Consider the following 23,365-nt stretch of genomic DNA (forward strand, 5'->3'; position numbering starts at 1 on the left):
CCGATATGGCCGTGCGCCTCCATCCCGAGCCGTTCGACCCCTGGGCGGTGATCCAGGAGCGGGAACGCGGGCTGCCCCTGCACCGGCTGGGCGCGGCCTCGGTATTCGTCGGGCGCATGCGCGATTTCAACGAGGAGCGCGACGTGCGGGGGATGTTCCTCGAACACTACCCGGGGATGACCGAGCGCGAACTGGAACGGATCGTGGCCGAAGCCGAGGCAAAGTGGCCCCTGGAAGCCTGCGAGGTGGCACACCGGGTCGGCCCGATCGAACCGGCCGACACGCTGGTGCTGGTCGCCGTCTGGTCGGCCCACCGGGTCGCGGCCCGCGATGCCTGCTCGGAGATCCTGGAACGCCTGAAGCACGAGGCCCCGTTCTGGAAGCGCGAACGTCTCCCGGACGGCAGCGAACGCTGGGTGGAACAGAACACCCCGGGGCGCTGAGCACACGGCGCAACGGCCTGCCACCCCTGCTGCCTGAGCTACTGGAGCATCAGAAAGAACGCACCGTCGCCGCGCTGGATGTTCAGCAGCAGCCCGCCACGGCCGGCCTGCGCCGCCGCCCGGATATCCTCGAGTTCGCTGACTTCGCGTCGGTTGATCGACAGCACCACGTCGCCCTCGCGCAGACCGGCACGGGCCGCCACCGAGCGCGGCTCCACCGCGCTGATCACGATCCTCGGTTCGCCGTCGTGCTGCAGCATTCGGGCGAACTGCGCGCCACCGAGCCGCGCGTCGATCGACGCACCGTCGAGTTCCTGGCGCTGCGGAGCCTCGATACGAGCGACCACGGACTGCTCCCGGCCGTTGCGCAGGATTCGCAACCGGACCTCGGTCCCGACCCGCAACAGCCCGATGCGATTGCGCAGGTCGGTTGCATTGCGCACCGGGCGACCGCCCGTTTCGAGCACCACGTCCCCCGACCTCAGCCCCGCCCGGTCGGCGGGCGAGCCGGGCTCGACGCGGGTGACGACGGCTCCGCTGGATACCTGCAGGGAGAAGGCCTGGGCCAGATCCGGCGTCAGATCCTGGACGGCGATCCCGAGCTGCCCGCGGGTGACCACGCCATCCGTGATCAGGTGTTCCTGGACCTGCCGGGCCATGTTGATGGGAATCGCGAAGCCGATGCCGATATTGCCGCCACCGCGCGCCAGGATCGCGGTGTTGATTCCGACGAGTTCGCCGCGCAGGTTGACCAGCGCACCGCCCGAATTGCCGGGATTGATCGACGCGTCGGTCTGGATGAAATCCTCGAAGCCCTCGATGCCGAGACCGCTGCGCCCCAGCGCACTGACGATGCCGCTGGTGACGGTCTGCCCGAGTCCGAAGGGGTTGCCGATCGCGACCACGAAGTCGCCGACCCGGAGCGCGTCGGAGTCGGCGAACGGCAGCGCCTGCAGCCCCTCGGCATCGATGCGGATCAAGGCGATGTCCGTCTCGCGATCGGCGCCGATCACCTCGGCATCGTAACGGCGCCCGTCGTGCAGGGTCACCACGATTTCGTCGGCACGCTGGATCACGTGGTTGTTGGTCAGGATCAACCCCTGCCTGGCATCGACGACCACGCCGGACCCCAGGCCCTGCCGGATCCGTTCGCGCTGACGCGAAGGCAGATCGAAAAAACGCCGGAAGAACGGATCGTCGAACAGCGGACTGACCGGTTCCACCACCAGCGCGCGGGTGGCTACATTCACCACGGCGGGCACGGTGCGCTCCAGCATCGGCGCGAGCGTCGGCAACGGCTCGCCATCGATTGCCGCAGGCAGCTGTGCCTGTACCGGTGCGGCGGTCAGCAACAGGGCCAGAAGGGTCAGAATCGTTTTCGCCATCATCGCACCACTCCGCATCCACGGCACGAATCGCCAGCGGCCGCACGAATCGCCAGCGGCCGCGCGCGTGACGGTCCGCCTTCATGCCACGCGACCTCAGGGTTGCAACCCCTCCCGAGGCCGGAACGAGGACACCCGCGCCATCTCCTCGTACCACTGTCCGGCCTCTGCGGCCGGCGGAACCTCGATCATCAGCCGCAGGTACAGGTCGCCCGGGGTTTTGCCCGGAAGCCCGCGGCCCCTCAGGCGCATCATCTTGCCGGACTGCGACCCGGCGGGAATCCTGAGCTTCACCGTGCCCTGCGGAGTCGGAGCCTCGATGGTCGAACCGAGAGCCGCCTCCCAGGGCGTGATCGGGACATCCCGGTAGAGGTCGCGGCCTTCGAGCCGGTAGCGAGGATCCGGCCGCACGCGGATCTCGAGCAACAGGTCGCCGGCGGACCCCGGGCCCATCCCCGGATCGCCCTGCCCCTTCACCCGCAGGCGCGTGCCATTGTGCGCACCCGGAGGAATCCGGACGCGCCGACCCTCGCCGGCGGCACCGTTCACCGTCAGTTCGGTACCGTGCAGCGCCTGCTCCAGGCTGATCTCGGCCACTGCCGAACGGTCCGCGCCGCGGGCACCGAAACCGGGCCCGGCACGGCGCCCCCCGGGCCGGCCGCCGAACAGCGAATCGAAGAAATCGGAGAAGCCGTCGAAGCCACCGCCCGAGGCGCCGCCCGCACCCGCCTGGCCGGACCATCCCGGGGGCGGCCGGAAGTCCTGCCCCCCGCGCCAGTCCGGACCGAGCCGGTCGTAGGCGGCACGGCGCTCCGGATCACCAAGGACCTCGCTGGCCTCGTTGATTTCCTTGAAACGCGCCTCCGCGTCGGCCTCCTGACTCACGTCCGGATGGTACTTGCGCGCCAGGCGCCGATAGGCCTTCTTGATCTCGTCCTGGCTGGCGCTTCGGCTCACGCCCAGGATCCTGTAGTAGTCCCTGAATTGCATCGCCGGGTCACTTGTCCTCGTGGCTCACTTGGCAGGAGCTCCATGATTGATCCGGATCACCGGCCGCGCAAACATCCGCACAGCCGAAGGTGCGCCGACCGGAGTTCCGGACGACGCAGCCTCCCGCTGCGCCCGCGGAGCGGGCGCCTCAGCCTTCCACCGTGATCCGGCGGGGCTGCACCTTGGCGTGCTTCGGAATACGGACCTCCAGCACACCGTTCTCGCAGCGCGCCGAGATATTGTCGGAGTCCGCAGTATCCGGCAGCGAAAAGCGCCGGAAGAAAGTACCTCTGACGCGCTCGATGCGTTTGTAGTTCTCGCGCTCCTCCTTGCTTTCGTGGCGCCGTTCGCCGCGGATCGTGAGGACGCCGTTCTCCATGTGCACCTCGATATCCTTCGCGTCGACGCCCGGCAGGTCGGCGTGCAGCACGTAGCCGTCCGACTCCTCACGGATGTCCACTGCCGGACTCCAGTCCGCGGTGATCGCCGGCTCCTCGCCCTGATCCGCTCCCTGCATGCGCTCGAGTTCGCGCGACAGCTGGTTCAACAGGCTCCAGGGTTCGTAACGCATCAGTGCCATGGTTCCACCTCCAGGGGTATCTCGTTTTCCTGTCACGAACGTGGGGCCGCACGCCGGTTTTTTCAAGGCCTCGGGGCGGTGCTATTCGACGTTCTGGACCTGTTCGCGCATCTGCTCGATCAGCACCTTCATCTCCATCGCCGCCCGCGTGGTGTCCAGGTCGTGTGACTTCGAACCCAGGGTATTCGCCTCCCGGTTGAACTCCTGCATCAGGAAATCGAGCCTGCGCCCCACCGGCTCATCGCGCTCGAGGATCTCCCGCATCGCGGCCACATGGCCGTCGAGGCGATCGAGCTCCTCGTCCACGTCGAGCCGCTGTGCAAGCAGCGCCACCTCCTGTTCGAGACGCTGGGGATCCAGTATCAGATCGAGTTCCGCGATCCTCGCCTGCAGTCGCTCGCGCTGTTCGTGCACGATCGCCGGACGGCGTTCGCGAATCTGCGCCACCTGTGCGACAAGGGCTTCGAGGCGCTGTTCGAGCAGCTGGCACAACCCTTCGCCCTCGGCGGTCCGCATCGCATTCAGATCCGCAATTGCCGCGCGCAGCCCCTGCAGCACCGCGTCGCGCAGTATTTCGGCATCGGGGCTGCCCGGCGGCTCGAGCACGCCCGGCCAGCCCAGGATCTCCAGCGGCGAGACCCGGGCGCCGTTCACCATCATGTGGTCGATCTCGCCAATGGCGTCGATCAATGCCTTCGCACGCCCCGCATCGAATGCGACCTGCGCGTCCGCCCGGGCCGCCTCGACGCGCAGCTGCGCATCGACCTTGCCGCGCGCGACGGCCTGCTGGAACGCGGTCCGCAACTCCGGCTCCAGTTCGCGGAGCGCCTCCGGGATCTGCAGGCGAAGGTCGAGGTAGCGATGATTCACGCTGCGCAGTTCCCAGACCAGCGACTGGCCCTCGACCTCCAGCGCGTGGCGCGCGAATCCGGTCATGCTGGCTATCATCTAGCCCCCCTTCTGGAACGAATCCTAAACATGAGAAGCGCCATTGTAGCCCCGCAGACCGATCGGCTCCCGTATACTAGCGGGTTTCATTCACGCCCCAAGGACTGCTCATGCGCCCCAGCGGCCGTCAGCCGGATCAGTTGCGTCCGGTACGCTTCACCCGCCATTTCACCCGCCATGCCGAAGGCTCGGTGTTGGTGGAGTTCGGTGATACCCGTGTGCTGTGCACCGCGACCGTTGAATCCCGGGTACCGCCGTTTTTGAAGGGCAAGGGTCGTGGCTGGGTCACGGCGGAGTATGGCATGCTGCCACGCGCGACCCACGACCGCATGGTACGCGAGGCGGCGCGCGGCAAGCTCGGGGGCCGGACGATGGAGATCCAGCGTCTGATCGGGCGGGCGCTGCGCGCGGTGGTCGACCTCGAGGCGCTGGGCGAGCGCCAGGTGATCATCGACTGCGACGTGCTGCAGGCGGACGGCGGCACCCGCACGGCCGCGATCAGCGGCGCCTATGTCGCGCTGCGCGACGCGGTGGCGCGCTGCCTGAAGTCCGGCCTGCTGAAACGAAACCCGGTGCACGGGCAACTCGCCGCGATCTCGGTGGGCATTTACCAGGGCGTGCCGGTGCTGGACCTCGACTACGACGAGGACTCGCAGGCGGAGACCGACATGAACCTGGTGATGAACGAGGCCGGCGGCGTGATCGAGATCCAGGGCACCGCCGAAGGCCATGCCTTCCGCCGCGACGAACTCGACACGATGCTGGAGCTCGGCGAGAAAGGCATCCGCGAAATCATCGCGCAACAGCAGGAAGCGCTGGCCGCCTGAGCGGCGGTCACGCCCGTCACGACCGACAGACCACGAAGCAAGAGAACCGATGAACATGACCCCCCTCGTGCTGGCCTCCGGCAACCCCGGCAAGATCCGCGAATTCACGACCTTGCTGCAGCCGATCGGCATCGAGCTGATCCCGCAGTCGCACTGGTCGGTCCCCGAAGCCGAGGAGACCGGACTCACCTTCGTCGAAAACGCGATCCTGAAGGCCCGGAACGCGGCGGCGCATACCGGCATGCCGGCGCTGGCCGACGACTCCGGGATCGAGGTCGACGCCCTGAACGGGCAGCCGGGGATCTATTCCGCACGCTATGCCGGCCCCGACGCCGACGACACCGACAACAACGAAAAGCTGCTCGAGGCTCTGGCGGGCGTGCCGCGCCCCCAGCGCACCGCGCGCTTCCGCTGCGTGATGGCCTTCCTCGCGCACGCAGAGGACCCGTCTCCGATCCTGGCCGAAGGGACCTGGGAGGGCCTGATCGCGACCAAGCCCTCGGGCCACGGAGGGTTCGGCTACGACCCGATCTTCATTCTGCCGCAGTACGGACGGACCTCGGCGGACGTCCCGGAGCAGGTGAAGAACCGGCGCAGCCACCGGGCCCAGGCGCTGAATGCGATGGTGGCGCAGCTGACCCGGCGCATGGCGCGCGGCTGATGCCCATGGGTGGTGCAGGCAACGGCGCGTGCCCATTGCAGCGCGCCACCTGAGGAGCGGAGCCATGCCGAACCCTGCGGCGACCGGAACCCGCGCGTCCGCCCCTGCCGCCACTGGGTCGTGGCTGCAGCACCCGCCGCCGCTCGCGCTCTACGTGCACCTGCCGTGGTGCCTGCGCAAGTGCCCGTACTGCGACTTCAACTCGCACGCGGTCCGCGGCGATCTCCCCGAAGAGGACTACGTTGAGGCCCTGCTGCGGGATCTCGAGTCCCAGCTCCCGGCAGTCTGGGGTCGCCGGCTCGAGAGCATCTTTATCGGGGGCGGCACCCCCAGCCTGTTCTCGCCCGAGGCGATCGACCGCCTGCTCGCCGGCCTGCGCGCGCGCCTGCCCTGGCGGCCGGACCTCGAGATCACGCTGGAGGCCAACCCCGGGACCGCCGAGCGCGGGTTCTTCCGCGGCTACCGCGAGGCGGGCGTGAACCGCCTGTCGCTGGGCGTCCAGAGCTTCGATCCCGGCATGCTGACCCGGATCGGCCGGATTCATGACGATGCCGATGCCCATGCCGCCATCGCCCAGGCTCACGCCGCCGGCTTCGAAAACCTGAATCTGGACCTGATGTTCGGGCTGCCCGGCCAGTCGCTGGAACAGGGCCTGACCGACCTCCGGACGGCCGTGGCCGCGGGCCCAAGCCACGTCTCCTGGTACCAGCTGACACTCGAGCCCAATACCCTGTTCGCGGCCCACCCCCCGCCGCTTCCCGCCGACGAGACCGTCGACGCGCTGTTCTCGCACGGCCAGTCCCTTCTGCAGGACGCGGGCTATACTCGCTATGAAGTCTCAGCCTATGCGAAGACAGGCAACGAATGCCGGCACAACCTGAACTACTGGGAGTTCGGCGACTACCTCGGCATCGGGGCGGGCGCCCACGGCAAGCTGACAGACGTGGCGAACGGAACCATCCGGCGCCTGGCGAAGCCTCGGCAGCCCGAGGCCTATCTGCGCGACCCCGCCGCGATGACCGCGACCCCGGTTGCACGCGAGACGCTGCCGTTCGAGTTCATGCTCAATGCGCTGCGCCTGACCGCCGGCGTACCTGCGGAGTTGTTTCCGGAACGCACGGGGCTCACTCCAAAGGCACTCGCGCCGCAACTGGAAGAGGCACGCGAGCGCGGGCTGCTGTGCCGCGACCCACGGCAGCTCCGCACCAGCCCCCGAGGACTGCAGCTCCTGAACGACCTGCTGCAGATTTTCCTGAACGATCATGACCCGCCCCGTTGAATTCGTCAGTTACCCCTGCCCCTGGTGCGGCGAGCCGGGCGAAACGAGCGTCGACATGGTCAGCGGGGAACGCGAATGGATCGAGGACTGCGCGGTCTGCTGCTCGCCGATCGTGTTCCGGCGCATCGATTCGGGTTCCGGGGAAGAACCCGAGATCGCAGTCTGGCGGGAGGGTGAATGACACGGCCGCCACCCTACTCGCCGATGGACTGCGAGCGGTACTCGGAACTGGAGCTGGCCATCGTGCGCCGGCGCGCGCTGCGCCTGCGCTGGATCGGACGGGCCGTCACCCATCTCGAGGTGGTGTACCCCGAGGATCTGCGTACACGGCGCCATGGCGAATACCTGGTGCTGCGCGATCAGCTGCACCGGCGCCGGTTCCTGCGGCTGGACCGTATCACCGACTTTTCGGAGCTGGGGCCAGCCGAAGTCGAGCCAGCCGCAAAATCCCGGCCGTAGCGTCCGGCGTCTCAGGCGCGCCGCATCATGTCGAAGAAGTCGGCGTTGGTCTTGCTGGACTGCATGCGTCCGAGCAGGAACTCCATCGCCTCGAGGTCGTCCATGCCGTGCAGAAACTTGCGCAGGATCCACAGTTTCTGGAGCTCGTCGGGTTCGGTCAACAGTTCCTCGCGGCGGGTACCGGAGCGGTTCACATTGATCGCCGGGTAGACCCGTTTCTCGGCGATGCGTCGATCCAGGTGGATCTCCATGTTACCGGTGCCCTTGAACTCCTCGTAGATCACCTCGTCCATCTTGGAGCCCGTGTCCACCAGCGCGGTCGCGAGGATGGTCAGGCTGCCCCCCTCCTCGATGTTGCGAGCGGCGCCGAAAAAGCGCTTCGGGCGGTGCAGGGCATTGGCATCGACGCCACCCGTCAGCACCTTGCCCGAGCTGGGCACCACGGTGTTGTACGCGCGCGCCAGACGCGTGATCGAGTCGAGCAGGATGACCACATCGCGCTTGTGCTCGACCAGGCGCTTGGCCTTCTCGATCACCATCTCGGCGACCTGCACGTGGCGGGTGGCCGGCTCGTCGAAGGTACTGGAAACAACCTCGCCCTGCACCATCCGCGTCATCTCGGTGACCTCTTCCGGGCGCTCGTCGATCAGAAGCACGATCAGGTAGCAGTCCGGGTAGTTGGTCGCGATGCTCTGCGCGATGTTCTGCAGCATCAGCGTCTTGCCGGCCTTCGGCGGCGACACGATCAGCCCGCGCTGGCCCTTGCCGAACGGTGCCACCATATCGATCACGCGGGCGGTGATATCCTCGGTGGAGCCGTTGCCGCGCTCCATGCGCATGCGCGCGTTCGGGTGCAGCGGGGTCAGGTTCTCGAACAGCACCTTGTGCCGTGCATTCTCCGGCGGCTCGAAGTTGATTTCGGAGACCTTCAGCAGCGCGAAATAGCGCTCGTTGTCCTTCGGCGGGCGAATCTTGCCCGAGATGGTATCTCCGGTACGCAGCCCGAAGCGCCGGATCTGGCTGGGCGATACGTAGACATCGTCCGGACCCGCCAGGTAAGAGCTGTCCGCGCCGCGCAGGAATCCGAAGCCGTCGGACAGGATCTCCAGCACCCCATCACCAAAGATCGGCTCGCCGTTCTTTGCGTGAGCCTTCAGCAAGGAAAAGATGATGTCCTGTTTTCGCGCCCGGGACATGTTGTCGATGCCCTGGGACTCGGCAAAGGCCACGAGTTCGGCAGCAGTCTTCTGCTTCAGTTCGGTCAGGTTCATGGAGGGGGCGCTGTCGTCAACGTGAGTAGGTGCAGGATCGCCGGGCGATCGATCGGATCGCGATGGGCTTGGCAGGGGGCGGGAGGCGCCGCGAATCGGACGCACCCGCGGAATATAGGCGAGCTTGGCGCTCCAGGCAAGCCTCGGCGCCAGGCATTGCCGGCCCGGCGCCACGGAACCGGCCGCGCCGACGCAGCCGGTGTCAGGTCAGAGGTGCTGGTCGAGGAACGCGGTCAGCTGCGACTTGCTCAGTGCGCCGACCTTGGTCGCCTCGACGTCGCCATCCTTGAACAGCATCAGCGTGGGGATCCCGCGGATCCCGTACCGGGGTGGCGTCCCGGGGTTCTCGTCGATGTTGAGTTTGGCAACCTTGAGTTTGCCATCGTATTCTTGAGCAATCTCGTCCAGGATCGGGGCGATCATCTTGCACGGGCCGCACCACTCGGCCCAGTAGTCGACCAGCACCGGCCGGTCCGATTTGAGAACGTCCTCCTCGAAACTGGCGTCCGAGATATGATGAATGTTTTCGCTCACTCCGAATCCTCGTCAATGGGCTGCGGGGCGCGGAACGCGGGTCCGCTCACGCCCGCTACTATCGAACACAATCGCAGGTGAATTCAAGTGAACCGGCAGTTTCTGCCCCTGGAAAATCCATGACCGATACGACCCCGGAGCGCAGCCGCTGCGCCGATCTCGATCTGCCCGAAGCGGTCCTGCAGGGCATCCGGAAAGCCGGCTTCGAATACTGCACGCCAATCCAGGCGCTGACCCTGCCGATCGCGCTGGCGGGCCACGACGTCGCCGGCCAGGCCCAGACCGGCACCGGCAAGACGGCGGCGTTCCTGCTGGCGGCGTTCAACCGGCTATTGCGACATCCCCCGCCGCCGGACCGGCGCCGCGACGATGTGCGCATGCTGGTGCTGGCACCGACACGGGAGCTGGCGATCCAGATCCATAAGGACGCCCTGCTGCTGGGCGCCCACACCGACTTGAAGTTCGCGCTCGCCTACGGCGGCACTGGCTATGAACAGCAGCGCGAACAACTGCAGGCGGGGGCCGACGTGCTGATCGGAACGCCCGGCCGCATCATCGACTACCACAAGCAGCGCGTGTTCGGCCTGAAACGCACCGAGGTGGTGGTGCTCGACGAAGCAGACCGCATGTTCGACCTCGGCTTCATCAAGGACATTCGCTACCTGCTGCGGCGCTGCTCGCCACCAACCCAGCGCCAGTCGATGCTGTTCTCGGCCACGCTGTCCTGGCGGGTGATGGAGCTGGCTTACGAGCACATGAACAACCCGGAAAAGGTTCAGGCGCAGGCGGAGACCGTGACCGCGGACCGGATCCGCCAGGTCATCTACTACCCGGCCAACGAGCAGAAGATTCCGTTGCTGATCGGCCTTGCCCGCAAGCTGCAGCCCGAGCGCGCGATCGTGTTCGTGAACACCAAGCACTGGGCCGAGCGTGTCTGCGACTGGCTGAACGCCAACGAACTGAAAGCCGCCCTGCTCTCGGGCGACGTGCCGCAGACCAAGCGCAGCCGACTGCTGTCCCAGTTCGCCGAAGGCAAGTACCGCTATCTCGTCGCGACCGATGTCGCCGCCCGCGGCCTGCACATCCCCGACGTGACCCACATCTTCAACTTCGATCTCCCGCAAGCGGGCGAGGACTACGTGCACCGCATCGGCCGCACCGCCCGCGCCGGCGCGGAAGGTGACGCCATCAGCTTCGGCTGCGAAGATTCCGCGTTTTATCTGCCCGACATCGAGGCCTACCTAGGCCGCCGCATCCCGACCGAAATGCTCTACCCCGAGGATCTTCCGGCGGATTTGAAGCGCCCCCCTCCGCGCGCACGGCGCAAACCCGACGAACGCCGGGGGCGGGCGCCGCGTGGCAGCGCCCGGGAGGGCGGCAGAACGCCAGACCGCGGACCGGGCAGGCCCGGTGGAGGCCGCCGGCCGCGCCGCCCTGCCCCCAGCTCCTGATCCACCCGTCCGGCGCCGCGAGACGCTGGCGGCGCTACCGACACATCCCAGCTCCCGACCCGCGCGGTGGTTCCCGAACGCGGCCGGGAACCGCGCATCGCCGGCGTTGGCGCGGAACGAGGGCTAGGCAGACCCGTGGGACGCGCCGGTCATCTGCTGCCAAACACCAACGAAAAAAAACGGCCGCGCATGCGGCCGTTCACGCAACCGCTGGGTTCAGGGCCGCTTGGGCGTGGTATATGGGGCCTCTTTCTGAAACGATTCCCAGATGGTGTCGTACCCCACATAGCCTTTCTCGTTCGGCGCCTTCTGCCGCGTGGTCAGGAAACGCGTCTTGCCCTCGGGAACGGCCGGGCGCTTCTTTGGGGTTGCTTGACTCATGCTTCACCTCGTCTCACTGGAAAAGGGGGGAATGAAAACACCGATGTCAGCCCCCCACGCTCACTGACAGACCGGAACTTTCGCAACGCTGTACGGGCAGGCGCGGTTGCGGGCAGAGTGTTCATGCGTGCGTTCGCCGCGGCAGGTCGCCCCGCGCGGGTGGTGCGCACTGCCATCCGCGGTCCCCGCGTCGGGCTTCGCTCGCGCTCAGCCCGCGAACCGGCCCTTGTGCTTCAGATGGGCACGGCGCGCCCACCGCTCACTTCAGGACCCGTCTCCACCTTGCCGCCATGCTCGATCTCTTCGTCGGTCGCATCACGCACCAACTGAATCTCGAGCTTGAAGATCACTTCCCTGCCGCATAGCGGGTTGTTGCCGTCGATGGTGATCGTCCTCGCGTCCACGCGGGTCACCAGGAAGTTCTTGGTTTGACCTTTATCGTTTTCCATCAGGATCGCGGTACCCACCTCGCGATATTCTTCAGGAACGTTCTCGATGCGATCGGTGATCACCAGAGACTCATCGCGCGGCCCGTAAATCTCGTTGCAGTCGATCGGCACTTCAATGGTATCGCCCGCGGATTTGCCTTCCAACTCGGCCATCACCCGCGGCGCAAGAATCTCGTTGACGCCATGCACGTAGCCCAACGGAAATTCGACCAGCGTCAGAGTCTGGCCAGATTTCGCGTCGATGACCTTGTAGGTCAGCTCCACGTACTTGTTCGGCTCGATTACGTCTTTTGTCATTGCTCAGCCTGCACTGTCAGAAAATGGACGCGCCAAAGATGCGCACTTCTCCCTGCTCGTAGCCAAGCACCATCCGTCCGAGCCACTCGCCTTCCTTCTTGTTGCTTCGGACCCGGTACAATACCGTAACGTGTTCGCCACGGCGGATGATCCCAAGGTAGTCCCAGTCCTCGCTCAGGTTACGCGTCAGTTCGCTCTTCGCGAACTGCTTGCCCACTTCCACCTCGTTGAGGCCGAACAGCAGGTTGTAGGAGAACTTCCGGACGAACTTCCCGTACTGGCCCTTGTTGGAATACTTGACCAGGTCGCCCCACATGGGGTGGGCGATTTCGGTGATCTGGTCATCGGAAAGCTCGGTAATATTCGTTGACGTCTCCTTCGTTACCGGAGCGTCACCTGCAGTCGTCATGTCAAAAGAGCCCTGTAATCAGTCGCGGACGGAACGGCCAGCAAGGACCGGCGCGCATCGGCGCCGGCCCTTGCCGGTCCTGCCAAGGGCGGCGGGGCCGATCCCGGCCCCGCCGCGGCTTCCGGTCAGTCGTCCTTGCCGACCAAGTGGTAGCACGGTGCCTTTTCCATGGTGTACTCGCCCGTCTTCGGATCGCGACGGGAGACGGTCAGCACATGCCAGTTCTCGTCGTCGAGTTTCATGGCGTCGCCACGGTAGTAGTAACCCGGCCAGCGCGTTTCCTTGCGGAACAGCGTGTGATGGAACACGCTTTCGGCGGTGCGCAAACGGTGCTTGAGTTCCCAGGCACGCAGCAGCTCGTGGACGTCCTCGGCGGCCAGCTTCTCCAGATCCTCTTCGAGAACCTTCATCTTCTTGAGTCCGATGTGGAGCAGCTTTTCGTTGGTCATATAGCTGACCGTCACGCCACCGCAGTATTCGTCCATCAGCTTCTGCAGGCGGTCCAGGCCCTGCCGCGGATTGATGAAGTTCGGGTTCACCGAGCCGGCAACCACTTCATTATGGTAGACCTTGTAGTGCTCCATCGGCTTGTAGATCTCTTCCTTCAGATCGTTGATCTGCTTGTCGGAGACCCGGATGCCCTGCGCCTTGCCGTCATCGATGTACTTGCACGCAGCCTTCGCGGCCAAACGCCCTTCGGTGAACGAGCCGGACGAGAACGCGTGCGGGGTGCCGCCCACCGCGTCGCCAGCGCCGAACAGGCCTTCCACGCTGGTCATGCGGTTGTAGCCCCAGAAATACTCGGGGGGCGACACGTCCTCGGGGCCGGAGCACCACGCGCCACAACCGGTGGCGTGAGAACCCATCACGTACGGTTCCGACGTGGTCAGCTCGGGGTTTTCGTTCTTCGGATCGACGTCGGTCGCCGCCCACAGCACGGCCTGGCCAACGGTCATTCCAAGGAAGTTCTCCCAGCCCACTTCTTCGAGATGCGGATCCTGGAAGGCTTCCATGGTGATCATGTGAATCGGGCCACGACCCGCGTTCACTTCGCTGATGAACGCATGGTTACGCAGGCAGGTCGGGATCGGGCGATGCGTCCGGTGCGACACTTCCGGATCCAGGTATTCCTTGCCGACCATTTCCTGCAGCTCGGGCCACCACTTGGACTCGTACTCTTCACCCAAACCATTCTGCGTGTAGGTCTTCAGGTGCAGGAAGTACGCGCCCACCGGGCCGTAGCCGTCCTTGAAGCGCGCCAGCACGATGCGGTTTTCCATCTGGGTCATCTTGGCGCCGGCGTTGATCAGCAGCCCATAGGCAGAGCCCGACGACCACGGCGCATACCACACGCGACCGGCACCCTCACCGACCGAACGCGGCTTGAAGATCATGGATGCGCCACCGGCACCGACGATCACCGCCTTCGACTTGAACACGTGGTAGTTCCCGGTGCGCACGTTGAAGCCAACGGCGCCGGCGACCCGGTTTTCCTTGGATTCGTCCATCAGCAGGTGCGTAACGCAGATCCGGTTGTAGACCTGGTCCGCGGACTTCTTCGCAGCCTCGGCGACGATCGGCTTGTAGGACTCGCCGTGAATCATGATCTGCCAGCGCCCTTCGCGCTGATAGGCACCCGTCTTGGGATCGCGCATCAGCGGCAGGCCCCATTCCTCGAACTGGTGCACCGCGGAGTCGACGTGGCGCGCCATGTCGAACAGCAGGTCCTCGCGCACCATACCCATCAGGTCGATGCGGGCGTAGCGTACGTGGTCCTCGGGGTTGTTCTCGCCCCAGCGGGTTCCCATGTAGCAGTTGATTGCGTACAGCCCCTGGGCGACCGCGCCGGAGCGATCGATATTGGCTTTTTCGGCGATGATGATTTTCTTGTCCTGGCCCCAATACCTGGCTTCAAAGGCTGCGCCCGTGCCGCCCAGGCCGGCGCCACAGACCAGGATGTCGATGTTGTCTTCGACGATAGTCTTATAAGCCATTAGTAGTACACCCCTTCTTTCAGCTTGAGGCCGGCGGTCTCCAGCGTATACAGATCCCCGTCATCCATGCGGATGTAGTTGGGCTCGTTGAACAGCAGCTGGCTTTCGCGGGCGGTCTTGTCCGGCCCGGGCACGTCCGCGAGTTTCGGAATGTGCTTGCCCCAGGGCTTGGTCGTGATCGGCGACAGGAAGTTCTTTTCCCTGCCGTCCCGGAACTTGATTTTCCATCCGATGGTGCCGCGCTCCTCATCGCGATGCACCCGAACGCTGTGCCCGAGCGGGGCGAAGTCGGCGTAACCGCGCACGTCGATAGCGTGATGCGGGCAGGCCTTGACGCAGGAGAAACATTCCCAGCACATGTTGGGTTCGATGTTGTATGCACGACGATAGGTCGGGTCGATATGCATGATGTCCGACGGGCAGATGTCGACGCAGTGCCCACAGCCATCGCAGCGGGTCATATAGACGAAAGTTGGCATGACAATCCTCGATCAGAATGCTGTTGATCAGCTGAATGACTCAGTAGTGGTTAGGCGCTTCACGCTTGATGCCCAGGCCCATATCCATCGGAGCATCGCGCAGCAGTTCCATCGAATGCCGCTTCTGCTGCTCGGGATCGTCGCGGGTCAGGGTCGGCAGGTTTTCTGCGGAACCATCGGCCCGGGTAAGGCGCTTCTGATAGGCCGCGGCGGGCTTGAAGAACATGTGCGCGAACTTGGACCAGTAGACCGTGGCGAACAGCGTGGTGGTGGCCGCCACGAACAGGACGAAGAACAGCCAGCCAATGGTGCCGGCGCCCTGGGTGAGCGACCACAGGATCGCGAATGTTGCAGTCGTCAGCAGCGAGACGATGAACAGGTCAGCACGCGCCAGCCGGTACCAGGGACGGCCCTCGGCAGATACGTCGACGCGGATGAAGAACCAGAACCAGTAGCCACCTACGGCCAGCAGAATGGCGCCAAGGTGCCACAGCAGCGGCAGGATCGCGGGCGCCGCATCCGCCGGATAGCCAAAGATCAGAATTGCGGTGGTAACCGCAAAGATGATGAAGCCGTACATCGTGAGCAGGTGGGACATCCGGCGCTGCGGGTTCGCGAACTCGCCCGAGGTCAGCACCTCGTTCGCGAGCGTCTTGACCGCGATTCCGGCCTTCTCACCGCCACCGACGGTGCGAGTCGCGTTTTCCTGAGATTTCTTTGCGTTCTCAAAGAAGTACTTGGCACTCTTCTTGTGCATCATGTCGAGAATCGTGCCGCCGACTACCAGGACGACCATCAGCACGACGTACACCTGCATTACGGCCGGTGGAATGACAGCGGCGAGTTCGGCGAAGGGGTTGCTTGTGATCACGGGCTCTGGTCTCCTCGGTGTATCGGAAATGGCGCACGGAGTCTGTTGCATTCCAATTTTGGGATCAAATCAAAGTTATTTGCGTTAGCATAAGTGCAGCTTATGGGCGGGGGCCCCGGTGAGCAGATTTGCACCGCGGGTCTCGACGTTGGCCGATCGGACCGCCCACCTGCAACGGGCGGGCCGGATCGCGGCGGAACCAGCGGGGCGCCGGGTTCAGGGGGATTTCTGCCCACCGGGTAGTCGTGAGGCACCGGGCCCGACCGACCAGCGCAGCAGATCCGCGCTGCCCAATCCACATCGTCCGGGGTCGGTGGCACCATGCGAAGTCAGGATTTTCCTGCCGCGCACGGCGAGAACTAACGAACGCGCCGGAGCCCACCCATAAGTCCGGAACCGGCAGACCGGTTGAAATCCCTGGCCCGTTATGTTCCATCTTGTGCTACGTTACCGCCGCTTGTCTTTGTGCAGGCCGGCGCGGTCGCAGGCGACCTGGCCACCCCATACACGGCGGCAGTGCCGCTGATCCAAGCAATCTCAACATCCATAGTTGGTAGGAGATAGAGCCCCATGATCAAGCCACATGGCGCGGATACCCTGAAGCCCCTCTTCGTCTACGATACCGAAAGACATCACGCCCTCATGAAAGAGGCCGAAACCCTCCCCTCCGTAATGATCAGCTCTGCTGCTGCCGGCAACGCCGTGATGTTGGGGGGCGGCTACTTCACCCCGCTAAACGGCTTCATGGATGTCGCCGACGCAATGGGCTGCGCCGAAAACATGCGGACCACCACCGGCCTGTTCTTCCCGGTCCCGGTGGTCAACCTGCTGGAGAACGCCGACGCCATCCGCGGCGCCAAGCGCATCGCGCTACGCGATCCCAACATGGAAGGCAACCCGGTCCTCGCGATCCAGGAGGTCGAGGCGATCGAGGAGTTCACCGCCGAACAGATGGCGACCATCACCGAGAAGGTCTACGGCACCACCGACCGCGAACATCCCGGTGTCGCCGCCTTCAACAGCGTCGGCCGTGTCTGCGTCTCCGGCCCGATAGAGGTGCTGCACTTCTCTTATTTCCAGGATGACTTCCCGGACACCTTCCGCACCGCCGTCGAGATCCGCAACGAGATCACCGAGCGCGGCTGGAACAAGGTGGTCGCCTTCCAGACCCGCAACCCGATGCACCGCGCCCACGAGGAGCTGTGCCGAATGGCGATGGACCAGCTCGAGGCCGACGGCGTGGTGATCCACATGCTGCTTGGCAAGCTCAAGCCCGGCGACATCCCGGCCCCGGTGCGTGATGCCGCGATTCGCAAAATGGCCGAGCTCTACTTCCCCCCCAACACCGTGATGATCACCGGCTACGGCTTCGACATGCTCTATGCAGGGCCGCGTGAGGCAGTCCTCCACGCATTGTTCCGACAGAACATGGGGGCGACCCATTTCATCATCGGCCGCGACCACGCGGGGGTCGGCGACTACTATGGGGCCTTCGATGCCCAGACCATATTCGACAGCGAAGTGCCGCCCGACGCACTCGACATCGAAATCTTCCGCGCCGACCACACCGCGTACTCCAAGAAACTCAACCGCGTGGTGATGATGCGCGACGTGCCCGACCACACCAAGGAAGACTTCGTGCTCCTGTCCGGCACCAAGGTACGGGAGATGCTGGGGCGTGGCGAGGCCCCTCCGCCCGAGTTCTCCCGGCCTGAAGTGGCGCAGATCCTGATGGATTACTACCAGAACCTGAACCAGAAGTAACCCCCTTCTGCTGAAGTGGGAATCAGCCACGGAAAGGCACGGAAAGCCCGGGAAAACATAAGGAAGCGCTGATTAATTCCTCATCGCGAGGAGCGAAGCGATGTGGCGGTCCATAAGGCAATGATTTCGTTGACGCCGCTTGGATTGCCGCGCTTCGCTCGCAATGACAGGCCCCCTTGTTCAGCGTTTCCATAACGGGTTCAATACCACTTGGGTGTGTTCCCGCGCCTTCTGTGGCTCGTCTGGTGCTGGCGCGGGTTGATTCGAGGCCGCGAAACAACGAAGGACACGCGGGGTCGCGGATCAGCGCAATCCAAGGGAACGGGTCGCGCGCCCGGCACCGGGCACGGCAGTGCCTGGTCGGTGGGTTGGGGGATCAGCCCTCCCCGGTGCCGGGGAAGGCTGATCAATACTCTCTCGACAGAGCGGCCTGGATCTCGGCGAAGGTCCGTGCGACATCGAAGGTCTGGACCGGAAGCCCGAGCTGGCGACCGATCTGCGTCGCCGAGAACATGCCGCGGATGCGATTCGCTCCCGATTTCGGATCGATCTCGCCTACCAGCGCGTGCTGACGCCCCCAGTCCTTCAGCGTTGCGACGATGTCACCCACCTCCGCCCGCATCACCCGGGACATGTCCAGCAGGTCGATGGCATCCACAGGCGCCATCAGGTCGCGCACCTGCAGATCACCGTACCGTCCCCCGTGCTCATGGATCAGCTGGATCGGCCTCTCGCCCTGGGTGTCGCGCGCGGTAATCAGGCCGACGACGTTATCCATCTCGTCAACGACCAGCAGCAGGCGGACACCCCGCTTGATCATCGCCTCGGTCGCCTCGTTCAGCGTTGCAGTCGGGCCGATCGTCGCGACCGGCACCTTCCGGAAATCGGTCATCACGCACAGTGCCGAGGAAGAGACGGTGACCAGCGGCGGGGCCTCGGTGGGCTGCTGCAACATGGTCCCGGGCAGGGCTTTGTGTGATGGCAAGGGTTTGTGAGGGCTATCGCTCGTCATCGTGACTCCTTCTTCGTCTGGCCAGCGAACTACTCGAGATTCTCGGCCCCGATCGGGTGGCCGTTCAGGCCCGACGGTTGACCCACGCGCCGCAAGCAGGCGTCAACCACTCGGAAAACCACAGTACCGCCATCGGGAATTTTGCGCCATCCTGCCTGCTCGTCTCGCTCTTGCAAACCGCGAGCCTCGCCCAGCGGAACCGGAAGGGGCGGTCACGCTCCGCGCGGTGCCGTGATCCGGGGCCGACTCGGCGCCCTGTAGGCTCCGGTCCGGATCGTCACGGCGCCGGGCATTACGACGGGTGCCGCCGAAGGCCCGATTCGGTCGATACGCGGGGCGCCCCCGGATGGTCCGACACCCAACAAGCAGCCGCGAACCTGACAGTATAGATGACGGCGTGTCGGCCGGTGGTTCCAGATGCCGCCAGGGCAATGTATCGCGACCGGGCGGCATCGGGTGCCGTCCCGCCTCAGCGTCAGGCCTTCGCGTGCTCCACCGCCGGCGTCAGGCGGATCTCGAAAGCCATGCTGTCGAGGTCTCCCAGCGCCCAGGTGGCCTCGGGAGCACCAAGACCGGCCACGGTGCCGGGGTTCACGACCCAGGTCGAGCCGTTCTTCACATGCGGTTGCTGCCGTATCTCGGGCTCGTGACTGTGCCCGCAACACACGAGATCGTAGTCGCCCGTGCAGGCCATCGCGTGGGCATAATGAGGGTAATGGGTTACAAAGATGTGGCGACCGCCCAGGGTAATGATGCCGTCGTGCCCGTAATAGGTCAGCAGGCCATTGGACTGGTGCGCAATGCGCGAGATCGCCACCGGGTCGCCGAGGTTGTTGCCGTGCACCGCGTGGATCGGCAGGCCCAGCTTCAGCGACGCCCTCAGCGTATTGCCGCCGATCAGATCGCCGCAGTGGATCACCGCTTCGGCACCCTCGGCGGCACCGGCCTCGATCGCCCGCGCCAGCATCGGGCCGCGGTCGTGACTGTCCGATACGATGCAAATCTTCATAGACCAACCCGCCCGCCATCGTCCGCGTCCACCCCGCCGACGCTGGCGACCACGGCCTTCATCGGCTTGCCCCGCACGTAGCGTCCGAACGGGATCCGGGTAGCGATTTGACTCTCGTGTCGGGTGAAGCCGGCGAACGGCTCAGCCATGTCCACATTCCTTGGGTGCTTATGGATGGATAAAAAAAATTGCCTTGTCGGGCCCTCCGGGCCCCCGCATACTGCACGGAGTATATCGTGATTTACTGATCATTCAAGGCGGGCCATATCATGCCACAGACCCCCTCGCAGGAAGTGAAAAATACCACTTGTTACATGTGTGCGTGCCGCTGCGGGATCCGCGTGCACCTGCGTGACGGCAAGGTCCGCTATATCGACGGCAATCCCGATCATCCGATCAACCGCGGGGTGATCTGCGCCAAGGGCTCGTCGGGGATCATGAAGCAGTACTCGCCCGCTCGCCTCACCCAGCCATTGCGCCGCAGGCCCGGCGCGGAGCGTGGTGCCGGCGATTTCGAACCGATCGCCTGGGACGAAGCCTTCACGATGCTCGAGGAACGCCTGGGGCGGCTTCGGGAAACCGACCCGAAGAAGTTCGCGCTGTTCACCGGCCGCGATCAGATGCAGGCGCTGACCGGGCTGTTCGCGAAGCAGTTCGGCACGCCGAACTATGCCGCGCACGGCGGCTTCTGCTCGGTGAACATGGCCGCGGGAATGATCTACACCATCGGTGGCTCGTTCTGGGAGTTCGGCGGCCCCGACCTCGAGCGCTCGAAGCTGTTCGTGATGCTCGGCACCGCCGAGGATCATCACTCCAATCCGCTGAAGGTCGCGATCTCCAAGTTCAAGCGCGAGGGCGGGCGCTTCATCTCGATCAACCCGGTGCGCACCGGCTACTCGGCGATCGCCGACGAATGGGTGCCGATCCGCCCGGGAACCGACGGCGCGCTGCTGCTCGCGATCATCCACGAGATCATCGCGAAGGGCCTGTACGACCGCGACTTCCTGGTGCGCTACAGCAACGCCGGGCAACTGGTGAACGTTAACCCCGAAAACGACGAATTCGGGATGTTCCTGCGCGCCGAGGTGCCCCCCGACGACGGCTGCTACGACCCGCAGGACAAGCTCTGGTGGGACCGCCGCACCGACCGGCCGGTCGTGACGCACAGCACGGACGCCGACCCCTACCTGCTCGGCGAGTTCCAGCTGCACGACGGCACCCCGGCAAAGCCGGCGTTCCAGCTGCTGCAGGAGCGCGTGCAGGAATACACACCGGAGTGGGCCGCGCGCATCACCGGCATTCCCGCCGGCACGATCCGCCGCCTCGCCCACGAAATGGGCGTGACCGCGCGCGACCAGCGCATCGAACTGCCGATCGCCTGGACCGATTCCTGGGGCGTCGAGCACGAGAGCGTGACCGGCAACCCGGTCTCGTTCCACGCGATGCGCGGGCTCGCCGCGCATTCGAACGGCTTCCACACGATCCGGGCGCTCGCGATCCTGATGTCGCTGCTCGGCACCATCGACCGCCCTGGCGGTTTCCGCCACAAGGCGCCGTTCCCGCGTCCGATCCCGCCCTGCGCGCGCACGCCGAAGGGGCCGGAGGGAATCCGCCCCGGGCAGCCGCTGGACGGCATGGTGCTCGGCTGGCCGGCCGACCCGGACGATCTGTTCGTCGACGAACAGGGCGGGCCGGTGCGCATCGACAAAGCCTTCTCCTGGGAGTACCCGCTGGCCGTGCACGGCATGATGCACAACGTGATCACCAACGCCTGGCGCGGCGACCCCTACCCGATCGACACCCTGCTGATCTTCATGGCCAACATGGCCTGGAACTCGACGATGAACACCGTCGAGGTCCGCAAGATGCTGAACGACAAGGACGAGAACGGCGAGTACAAGATTCCGTTCCTGGTCGTCGCCGACGCGTTCCAGTCCGAGATGACCGCCTTCGCCGACCTGGTCCTGCCGGACACCACCTACCTCGAGCGCCACGACGTGATGTCGATGCTCGACCGGCCGATCTCCGAGTACGACGGGCCGGTGGACTCGGTGCGCATCCCGGTGGTGCCGCCGACCGGCCAGTGCAAGCCGTTCCAGGAGGTGCTGATCGAACTGGGCTCGCGCCTGAAGCTGCCCGCGTTCGTGACCGCCGACGGCAAGCGCAAGTACCGCGACTACCCGGACTTCATCGTGAACCACGAGACCGAACCGGGCTCCGGAATCGGTTTCCTCGCCGGCTGGCGCGGCAGGGGCGGCGAGAAGTTCATGCGCGGCGAGCCGAACCCGAACCAGTGGGAGATGTACGCGAAGAACAACTGCGTGTTCCATTGCGAGCTCCCCCGGAGCTACCAGTACATGCGCAACTGGAACAGGGGCTACCTCGAATGGTCCCAGCGCAACCGCATCACCCGCTACGCCGAGCCGATCCTGATCCACCTCTATTCCGAGGTACTGATGAAGTTCCGCGCCGCGGCGCAGGGCAAGGGGCCGTCGAAGCGCCCGCCCGCACACCTCGCCGATCGTGTCGAGACCTATTTCGACCCGCTGCCGTTCTTCTACGATCCGCTGGAATGCCAGGCCACTGACAAGCACGCCTACCCGCTGGCGGCGATCACCCAGCGCCCGATGGCGATGTACCACTCCTGGGATTCGCAGAACGCCTGGCTGCGCCAGATCCACGCACACAACCTGCTGTTCGTGAACACCCGTACCGCGAAGGCCGCCGGCATCGAGGACGACGACTGGATCTGGGTCGAGAGCCAGTGGGGCAAGGTGCGCTGCATGGCCAAACATTCCGAGGCGGTCGAACCGGGAACGGTCTGGACCTGGAACGCGATCGGCAAGGCGGCCGGCGCCTGGAATCTCGCACCCCGGTCGAACGAGGCGCGCAAGGGCTTCCTGCTGAACCACCTGATCTCCGAGGAACTGCCGGGCGCGAACGGCCCGATCTCCAACTCCGACCCGGTCACCGGACAGGCGTCGTGGTACGACGTGCGCGTGCGCATCTACAAGGCCGGCGCCGACGAACCCGAGGTGACCGCACCGCAGTTCGCGACATTGAAACCCTACCCGGGCCAGCCGAAAAGACCGCGCGTCTGGAACTTCCTGGCCGGCAAAGGAGGCAAGAAATGACCCAGCTCGCACTGGTCATCGACCTGAACGTCTGCGTCGGCTGCCATGCCTGCGTCACCAGCTGCAAGGAGTGGAATACCTCGGGCGACGCCGGCCCGCTGGTGGACCTGAACCCCTACGCCGCCGACCCGACCGGCACCTTCTTCAACCGGGTGCAGACCTTCGAGGTCGGCGAGTACCCGAACACCGAGACCGTGCATTTCCCGAAGTCCTGCCTGCACTGCGAGGAGCCGCCCTGCGTTCCGGTCTGCCCGACCGGCGCCTCGTACAAGCGCAAGGAGGACGGCATCGTGCTGGTCGACTACGACAAGTGCATCGGCTGCAAGTACTGCTCCTGGGCCTGCCCCTACGGCGTGCGCGAGGTCGATGCCCAGCGCAAGGTGATGACCAAATGCACCTTGTGCGTCGACCGGATCTACGACGACGCGCTGCCCGAGTGGGATCGCAAGCCGGCCTGCGTGCGCGCCTGCCCGACTCACGCACGCCTGTTCGGCGACATCCACGACCCGGATTCCGAAGTGTCGCAGGCGATCCGCGAGAACGGCGGTTACCAGTTGATGCCGGAATGGGGAACCAAGCCGGCGAACCACTACCTGCCGCGGCACAAGACGCGAATCACCGTGCGCGAGGATGAACTCGAGCGCGCCGACAACCCGCTGAAGATCGACAGCAAGCTTCCGAAGCCCGGGCGCGACGAACCCTCGCTCGACGACGTCACCAGCTGGTAACCACGGACGA

25 protein-coding genes are annotated in these 23,365 nt (G+C 65.3%); 10 read left to right on the forward strand and 15 right to left on the reverse strand.

Annotated features, from left to right (window positions below; translation table 11 throughout):
• Positions 1 to 5 precede the first annotated feature (5 nt).
• Entirely contained in the window at positions 6 to 443 is a 438-nt protein-coding gene (locus TVNIR_RS17045; protein ID WP_043739889.1) for a molybdenum cofactor biosynthesis protein MoaE, read from the forward strand.
• Between the two features lie 38 nt (positions 444 to 481).
• On the opposite strand, the gene TVNIR_RS17050 is transcribed toward TVNIR_RS17045, so the two are convergent.
• The 4 genes from TVNIR_RS17050 to TVNIR_RS17065 all read right to left on the reverse strand — a co-directional run bounded on the left by TVNIR_RS17050 (position 482) and on the right by TVNIR_RS17065 (position 4,346).
• A complete protein-coding gene (locus TVNIR_RS17050) occupies positions 482 to 1,831 on the reverse strand; it encodes a DegQ family serine endoprotease (protein WP_015260320.1) in 1,350 nt (449 codons plus the stop codon).
• Between the two features lie 93 nt (positions 1,832 to 1,924).
• Positions 1,925 to 2,818 (reverse strand): DnaJ C-terminal domain-containing protein, encoded by an 894-nt coding sequence (locus tag TVNIR_RS17055; protein ID WP_015260321.1) that lies wholly within the window; start codon positions 2,816 to 2,818, stop codon positions 1,925 to 1,927.
• Between the two features lie 148 nt (positions 2,819 to 2,966).
• Positions 2,967 to 3,398, reverse strand: coding sequence for an Hsp20/alpha crystallin family protein (locus TVNIR_RS17060; protein WP_015260323.1), 432 nt, complete (start codon positions 3,396 to 3,398; stop codon positions 2,967 to 2,969).
• 81 nt (positions 3,399 to 3,479) lie between these two features.
• Entirely contained in the window at positions 3,480 to 4,346 is an 867-nt protein-coding gene (locus TVNIR_RS17065; protein ID WP_043739890.1) for a YicC/YloC family endoribonuclease, read from the reverse strand.
• A 110-nt stretch (positions 4,347 to 4,456) separates the two neighbouring features.
• On the opposite strand from TVNIR_RS17065, the gene rph reads away from it, so the two are divergent.
• The 5 genes from rph (at position 4,457) to TVNIR_RS17090 (ending at position 7,572) form a co-directional block, all read left to right on the forward strand.
• Entirely contained in the window at positions 4,457 to 5,173 is a 717-nt protein-coding gene (gene rph / locus TVNIR_RS17070; protein WP_015260325.1) for a ribonuclease PH, read from the forward strand.
• A gap of 49 nt (positions 5,174 to 5,222) precedes the next feature.
• Positions 5,223 to 5,834 (forward strand): RdgB/HAM1 family non-canonical purine NTP pyrophosphatase, encoded by a 612-nt coding sequence (gene rdgB, locus TVNIR_RS17075; RefSeq protein ID WP_015260326.1) that lies wholly within the window; start codon positions 5,223 to 5,225, stop codon positions 5,832 to 5,834.
• Between the two features lie 64 nt (positions 5,835 to 5,898).
• Positions 5,899 to 7,113, forward strand: coding sequence for a radical SAM family heme chaperone HemW (gene hemW, locus TVNIR_RS17080; RefSeq protein WP_015260327.1), 1,215 nt, complete (start codon positions 5,899 to 5,901; stop codon positions 7,111 to 7,113).
• On the forward strand, positions 7,097 to 7,294 hold the full coding sequence (locus TVNIR_RS17085; protein WP_015260328.1) for a CPXCG motif-containing cysteine-rich protein: 198 nt from the start codon (positions 7,097 to 7,099) through the stop codon (positions 7,292 to 7,294). Before hemW ends, TVNIR_RS17085 begins: the two co-directional genes overlap by 17 nt.
• Positions 7,291 to 7,572, forward strand: a complete 282-nt coding sequence (locus tag TVNIR_RS17090; RefSeq protein WP_015260329.1) for a transcriptional antiterminator, Rof — start codon at positions 7,291 to 7,293, stop codon at positions 7,570 to 7,572. The genes TVNIR_RS17085 and TVNIR_RS17090 overlap by 4 nt, the downstream gene beginning before the upstream one ends.
• Positions 7,573 to 7,583: 11 nt before the next feature.
• Here TVNIR_RS17090 and rho read toward each other — a convergent pair whose 3' ends face one another.
• On the reverse strand, positions 7,584 to 8,843 hold the full coding sequence (gene rho / locus TVNIR_RS17095; RefSeq protein WP_015260330.1) for a transcription termination factor Rho: 1,260 nt from the start codon (positions 8,841 to 8,843) through the stop codon (positions 7,584 to 7,586).
• Between the two features lie 207 nt (positions 8,844 to 9,050).
• Complete coding sequence (gene trxA, locus TVNIR_RS17100) at positions 9,051 to 9,377, reverse strand: thioredoxin TrxA (RefSeq protein ID WP_015260331.1); 327 nt, start codon at positions 9,375 to 9,377, stop codon at positions 9,051 to 9,053.
• A gap of 119 nt (positions 9,378 to 9,496) precedes the next feature.
• On the opposite strand from trxA, the gene TVNIR_RS17105 reads away from it, so the two are divergent.
• Positions 9,497 to 10,828, forward strand: a complete 1,332-nt coding sequence (locus tag TVNIR_RS17105) for a DEAD/DEAH box helicase (RefSeq protein WP_043739891.1) — start codon at positions 9,497 to 9,499, stop codon at positions 10,826 to 10,828.
• A gap of 216 nt (positions 10,829 to 11,044) precedes the next feature.
• Here TVNIR_RS17105 and TVNIR_RS20075 read toward each other — a convergent pair whose 3' ends face one another.
• From TVNIR_RS20075 to TVNIR_RS17130, 6 genes are all read right to left on the reverse strand, one after another.
• Positions 11,045 to 11,209 carry a hypothetical protein gene (locus tag TVNIR_RS20075; protein WP_006746308.1) on the reverse strand — a complete coding sequence of 55 codons (165 nt, stop codon included), beginning with the start codon at positions 11,207 to 11,209 and terminating at the stop codon, positions 11,045 to 11,047.
• A gap of 233 nt (positions 11,210 to 11,442) precedes the next feature.
• Positions 11,443 to 11,955, reverse strand: coding sequence for an FKBP-type peptidyl-prolyl cis-trans isomerase (locus TVNIR_RS17110; RefSeq protein ID WP_043739892.1), 513 nt, complete (start codon positions 11,953 to 11,955; stop codon positions 11,443 to 11,445).
• Positions 11,956 to 11,971: 16 nt separating this feature from the next.
• A complete protein-coding gene (locus tag TVNIR_RS17115; protein ID WP_006746310.1) occupies positions 11,972 to 12,364 on the reverse strand; it encodes a hypothetical protein in 393 nt (130 codons plus the stop codon).
• A 125-nt stretch (positions 12,365 to 12,489) separates the two neighbouring features.
• Positions 12,490 to 14,358: an adenylyl-sulfate reductase subunit alpha gene (gene aprA / locus TVNIR_RS17120; RefSeq protein WP_015260335.1), complete on the reverse strand. Its 1,869-nt coding sequence runs from the start codon at positions 14,356 to 14,358 to the stop codon at positions 12,490 to 12,492.
• Positions 14,358 to 14,837, reverse strand: a complete 480-nt coding sequence (gene aprB / locus TVNIR_RS17125; protein WP_043739894.1) for an adenylyl-sulfate reductase subunit beta — start codon at positions 14,835 to 14,837, stop codon at positions 14,358 to 14,360. Before aprB ends, aprA begins: the two co-directional genes overlap by 1 nt.
• A 40-nt stretch (positions 14,838 to 14,877) precedes the next feature.
• Positions 14,878 to 15,654: a hypothetical protein gene (locus TVNIR_RS17130; RefSeq protein ID WP_043740867.1), complete on the reverse strand. Its 777-nt coding sequence runs from the start codon at positions 15,652 to 15,654 to the stop codon at positions 14,878 to 14,880.
• A gap of 624 nt (positions 15,655 to 16,278) precedes the next feature.
• Here TVNIR_RS17130 and sat point away from each other — a divergent pair.
• A complete protein-coding gene (sat, locus tag TVNIR_RS17135; protein WP_015260338.1) occupies positions 16,279 to 17,472 on the forward strand; it encodes a sulfate adenylyltransferase in 1,194 nt (397 codons plus the stop codon).
• Between the two features lie 406 nt (positions 17,473 to 17,878).
• Here the strand turns inward: sat and TVNIR_RS17140 are convergent, their stop codons facing one another.
• From TVNIR_RS17140 to TVNIR_RS19920, 3 genes are all read right to left on the reverse strand, one after another.
• Positions 17,879 to 18,484: a CBS domain-containing protein gene (locus TVNIR_RS17140; protein WP_043739895.1), complete on the reverse strand. Its 606-nt coding sequence runs from the start codon at positions 18,482 to 18,484 to the stop codon at positions 17,879 to 17,881.
• Positions 18,485 to 18,959: 475 nt separating this feature from the next.
• Positions 18,960 to 19,493 carry a metallophosphoesterase family protein gene (locus tag TVNIR_RS17145; RefSeq protein WP_015260340.1) on the reverse strand — a complete coding sequence of 178 codons (534 nt, stop codon included), beginning with the start codon at positions 19,491 to 19,493 and terminating at the stop codon, positions 18,960 to 18,962.
• Positions 19,490 to 19,642: a hypothetical protein gene (locus tag TVNIR_RS19920; RefSeq protein WP_015260341.1), complete on the reverse strand. Its 153-nt coding sequence runs from the start codon at positions 19,640 to 19,642 to the stop codon at positions 19,490 to 19,492. The genes TVNIR_RS17145 and TVNIR_RS19920 overlap by 4 nt, the downstream gene beginning before the upstream one ends.
• Before the next feature lie 120 nt (positions 19,643 to 19,762).
• Here TVNIR_RS19920 and TVNIR_RS17150 point away from each other — a divergent pair, with 120 nt between their 5' ends.
• The gene (locus TVNIR_RS17150) at positions 19,763 to 22,627 is read left to right on the forward strand and encodes a molybdopterin oxidoreductase family protein (protein ID WP_043739896.1); all 2,865 of its coding nucleotides are present in this window, start codon (positions 19,763 to 19,765) and stop codon (positions 22,625 to 22,627) included.
• Positions 22,624 to 23,355 (forward strand): 4Fe-4S dicluster domain-containing protein, encoded by a 732-nt coding sequence (locus TVNIR_RS17155; RefSeq protein ID WP_006746318.1) that lies wholly within the window; start codon positions 22,624 to 22,626, stop codon positions 23,353 to 23,355. The genes TVNIR_RS17150 and TVNIR_RS17155 overlap by 4 nt, the downstream gene beginning before the upstream one ends.
• Positions 23,356 to 23,365 lie beyond the last annotated feature (10 nt).

The sequence above is a fragment of the Thioalkalivibrio nitratireducens DSM 14787 genome, from assembly GCF_000321415.2.
GTDB classification, from domain to species: Bacteria; Pseudomonadota; Gammaproteobacteria; order Ectothiorhodospirales; family Ectothiorhodospiraceae; genus Thioalkalivibrio; species Thioalkalivibrio nitratireducens.

Bases quoted from the DNA above. Each gene is read 5' to 3' on its own strand.
- TVNIR_RS17105 (WP_043739891.1), top strand. From the start codon at position 9,497: ATGACCGATACGACCCCGGAGCGCAGCCGCTGCGCCGATCTCGATCTG.
- TVNIR_RS17155 (WP_006746318.1), top strand. From the start codon at position 22,624: ATGACCCAGCTCGCACTGGTCATCGACCTGAACGTCTGCGTCGGCTGC.
- aprB (WP_043739894.1), bottom strand. From the start codon at position 14,837: ATGCCAACTTTCGTCTATATGACCCGCTGCGATGGCTGTGGGCACTGC.
- rho (WP_015260330.1), bottom strand. From the start codon at position 8,843: ATGAACCTGACCGAACTGAAGCAGAAGACTGCTGCCGAACTCGTGGCC.
- hemW (WP_015260327.1), top strand. From the start codon at position 5,899: ATGCCGAACCCTGCGGCGACCGGAACCCGCGCGTCCGCCCCTGCCGCC.
- TVNIR_RS17065 (WP_043739890.1), bottom strand. From the start codon at position 4,346: ATGATAGCCAGCATGACCGGATTCGCGCGCCACGCGCTGGAGGTCGAG.
- TVNIR_RS20075 (WP_006746308.1), bottom strand. From the start codon at position 11,209: ATGAGTCAAGCAACCCCAAAGAAGCGCCCGGCCGTTCCCGAGGGCAAG.
- TVNIR_RS17150 (WP_043739896.1), top strand. From the start codon at position 19,763: ATGCCACAGACCCCCTCGCAGGAAGTGAAAAATACCACTTGTTACATG.
- sat (WP_015260338.1), top strand. From the start codon at position 16,279: ATGATCAAGCCACATGGCGCGGATACCCTGAAGCCCCTCTTCGTCTAC.
- TVNIR_RS17115 (WP_006746310.1), bottom strand. From the start codon at position 12,364: ATGACGACTGCAGGTGACGCTCCGGTAACGAAGGAGACGTCAACGAAT.
- TVNIR_RS17085 (WP_015260328.1), top strand. From the start codon at position 7,097: ATGACCCGCCCCGTTGAATTCGTCAGTTACCCCTGCCCCTGGTGCGGC.
- TVNIR_RS17050 (WP_015260320.1), bottom strand. From the start codon at position 1,831: ATGATGGCGAAAACGATTCTGACCCTTCTGGCCCTGTTGCTGACCGCC.
- TVNIR_RS17130 (WP_043740867.1), bottom strand. From the start codon at position 15,654: ATGCAGGTGTACGTCGTGCTGATGGTCGTCCTGGTAGTCGGCGGCACG.
- TVNIR_RS17055 (WP_015260321.1), bottom strand. From the start codon at position 2,818: ATGCAATTCAGGGACTACTACAGGATCCTGGGCGTGAGCCGAAGCGCC.
- rdgB (WP_015260326.1), top strand. From the start codon at position 5,223: ATGAACATGACCCCCCTCGTGCTGGCCTCCGGCAACCCCGGCAAGATC.
- TVNIR_RS17110 (WP_043739892.1), bottom strand. From the start codon at position 11,955: ATGACAAAAGACGTAATCGAGCCGAACAAGTACGTGGAGCTGACCTAC.
- TVNIR_RS17045 (WP_043739889.1), top strand. From the start codon at position 6: ATGGCCGTGCGCCTCCATCCCGAGCCGTTCGACCCCTGGGCGGTGATC.
- rph (WP_015260325.1), top strand. From the start codon at position 4,457: ATGCGCCCCAGCGGCCGTCAGCCGGATCAGTTGCGTCCGGTACGCTTC.
- TVNIR_RS19920 (WP_015260341.1), bottom strand. From the start codon at position 19,642: ATGGCTGAGCCGTTCGCCGGCTTCACCCGACACGAGAGTCAAATCGCT.
- TVNIR_RS17140 (WP_043739895.1), bottom strand. From the start codon at position 18,484: ATGACGAGCGATAGCCCTCACAAACCCTTGCCATCACACAAAGCCCTG.
- TVNIR_RS17090 (WP_015260329.1), top strand. From the start codon at position 7,291: ATGACACGGCCGCCACCCTACTCGCCGATGGACTGCGAGCGGTACTCG.
- TVNIR_RS17145 (WP_015260340.1), bottom strand. From the start codon at position 19,493: ATGAAGATTTGCATCGTATCGGACAGTCACGACCGCGGCCCGATGCTG.
- aprA (WP_015260335.1), bottom strand. From the start codon at position 14,358: ATGGCTTATAAGACTATCGTCGAAGACAACATCGACATCCTGGTCTGT.
- TVNIR_RS17060 (WP_015260323.1), bottom strand. From the start codon at position 3,398: ATGGCACTGATGCGTTACGAACCCTGGAGCCTGTTGAACCAGCTGTCG.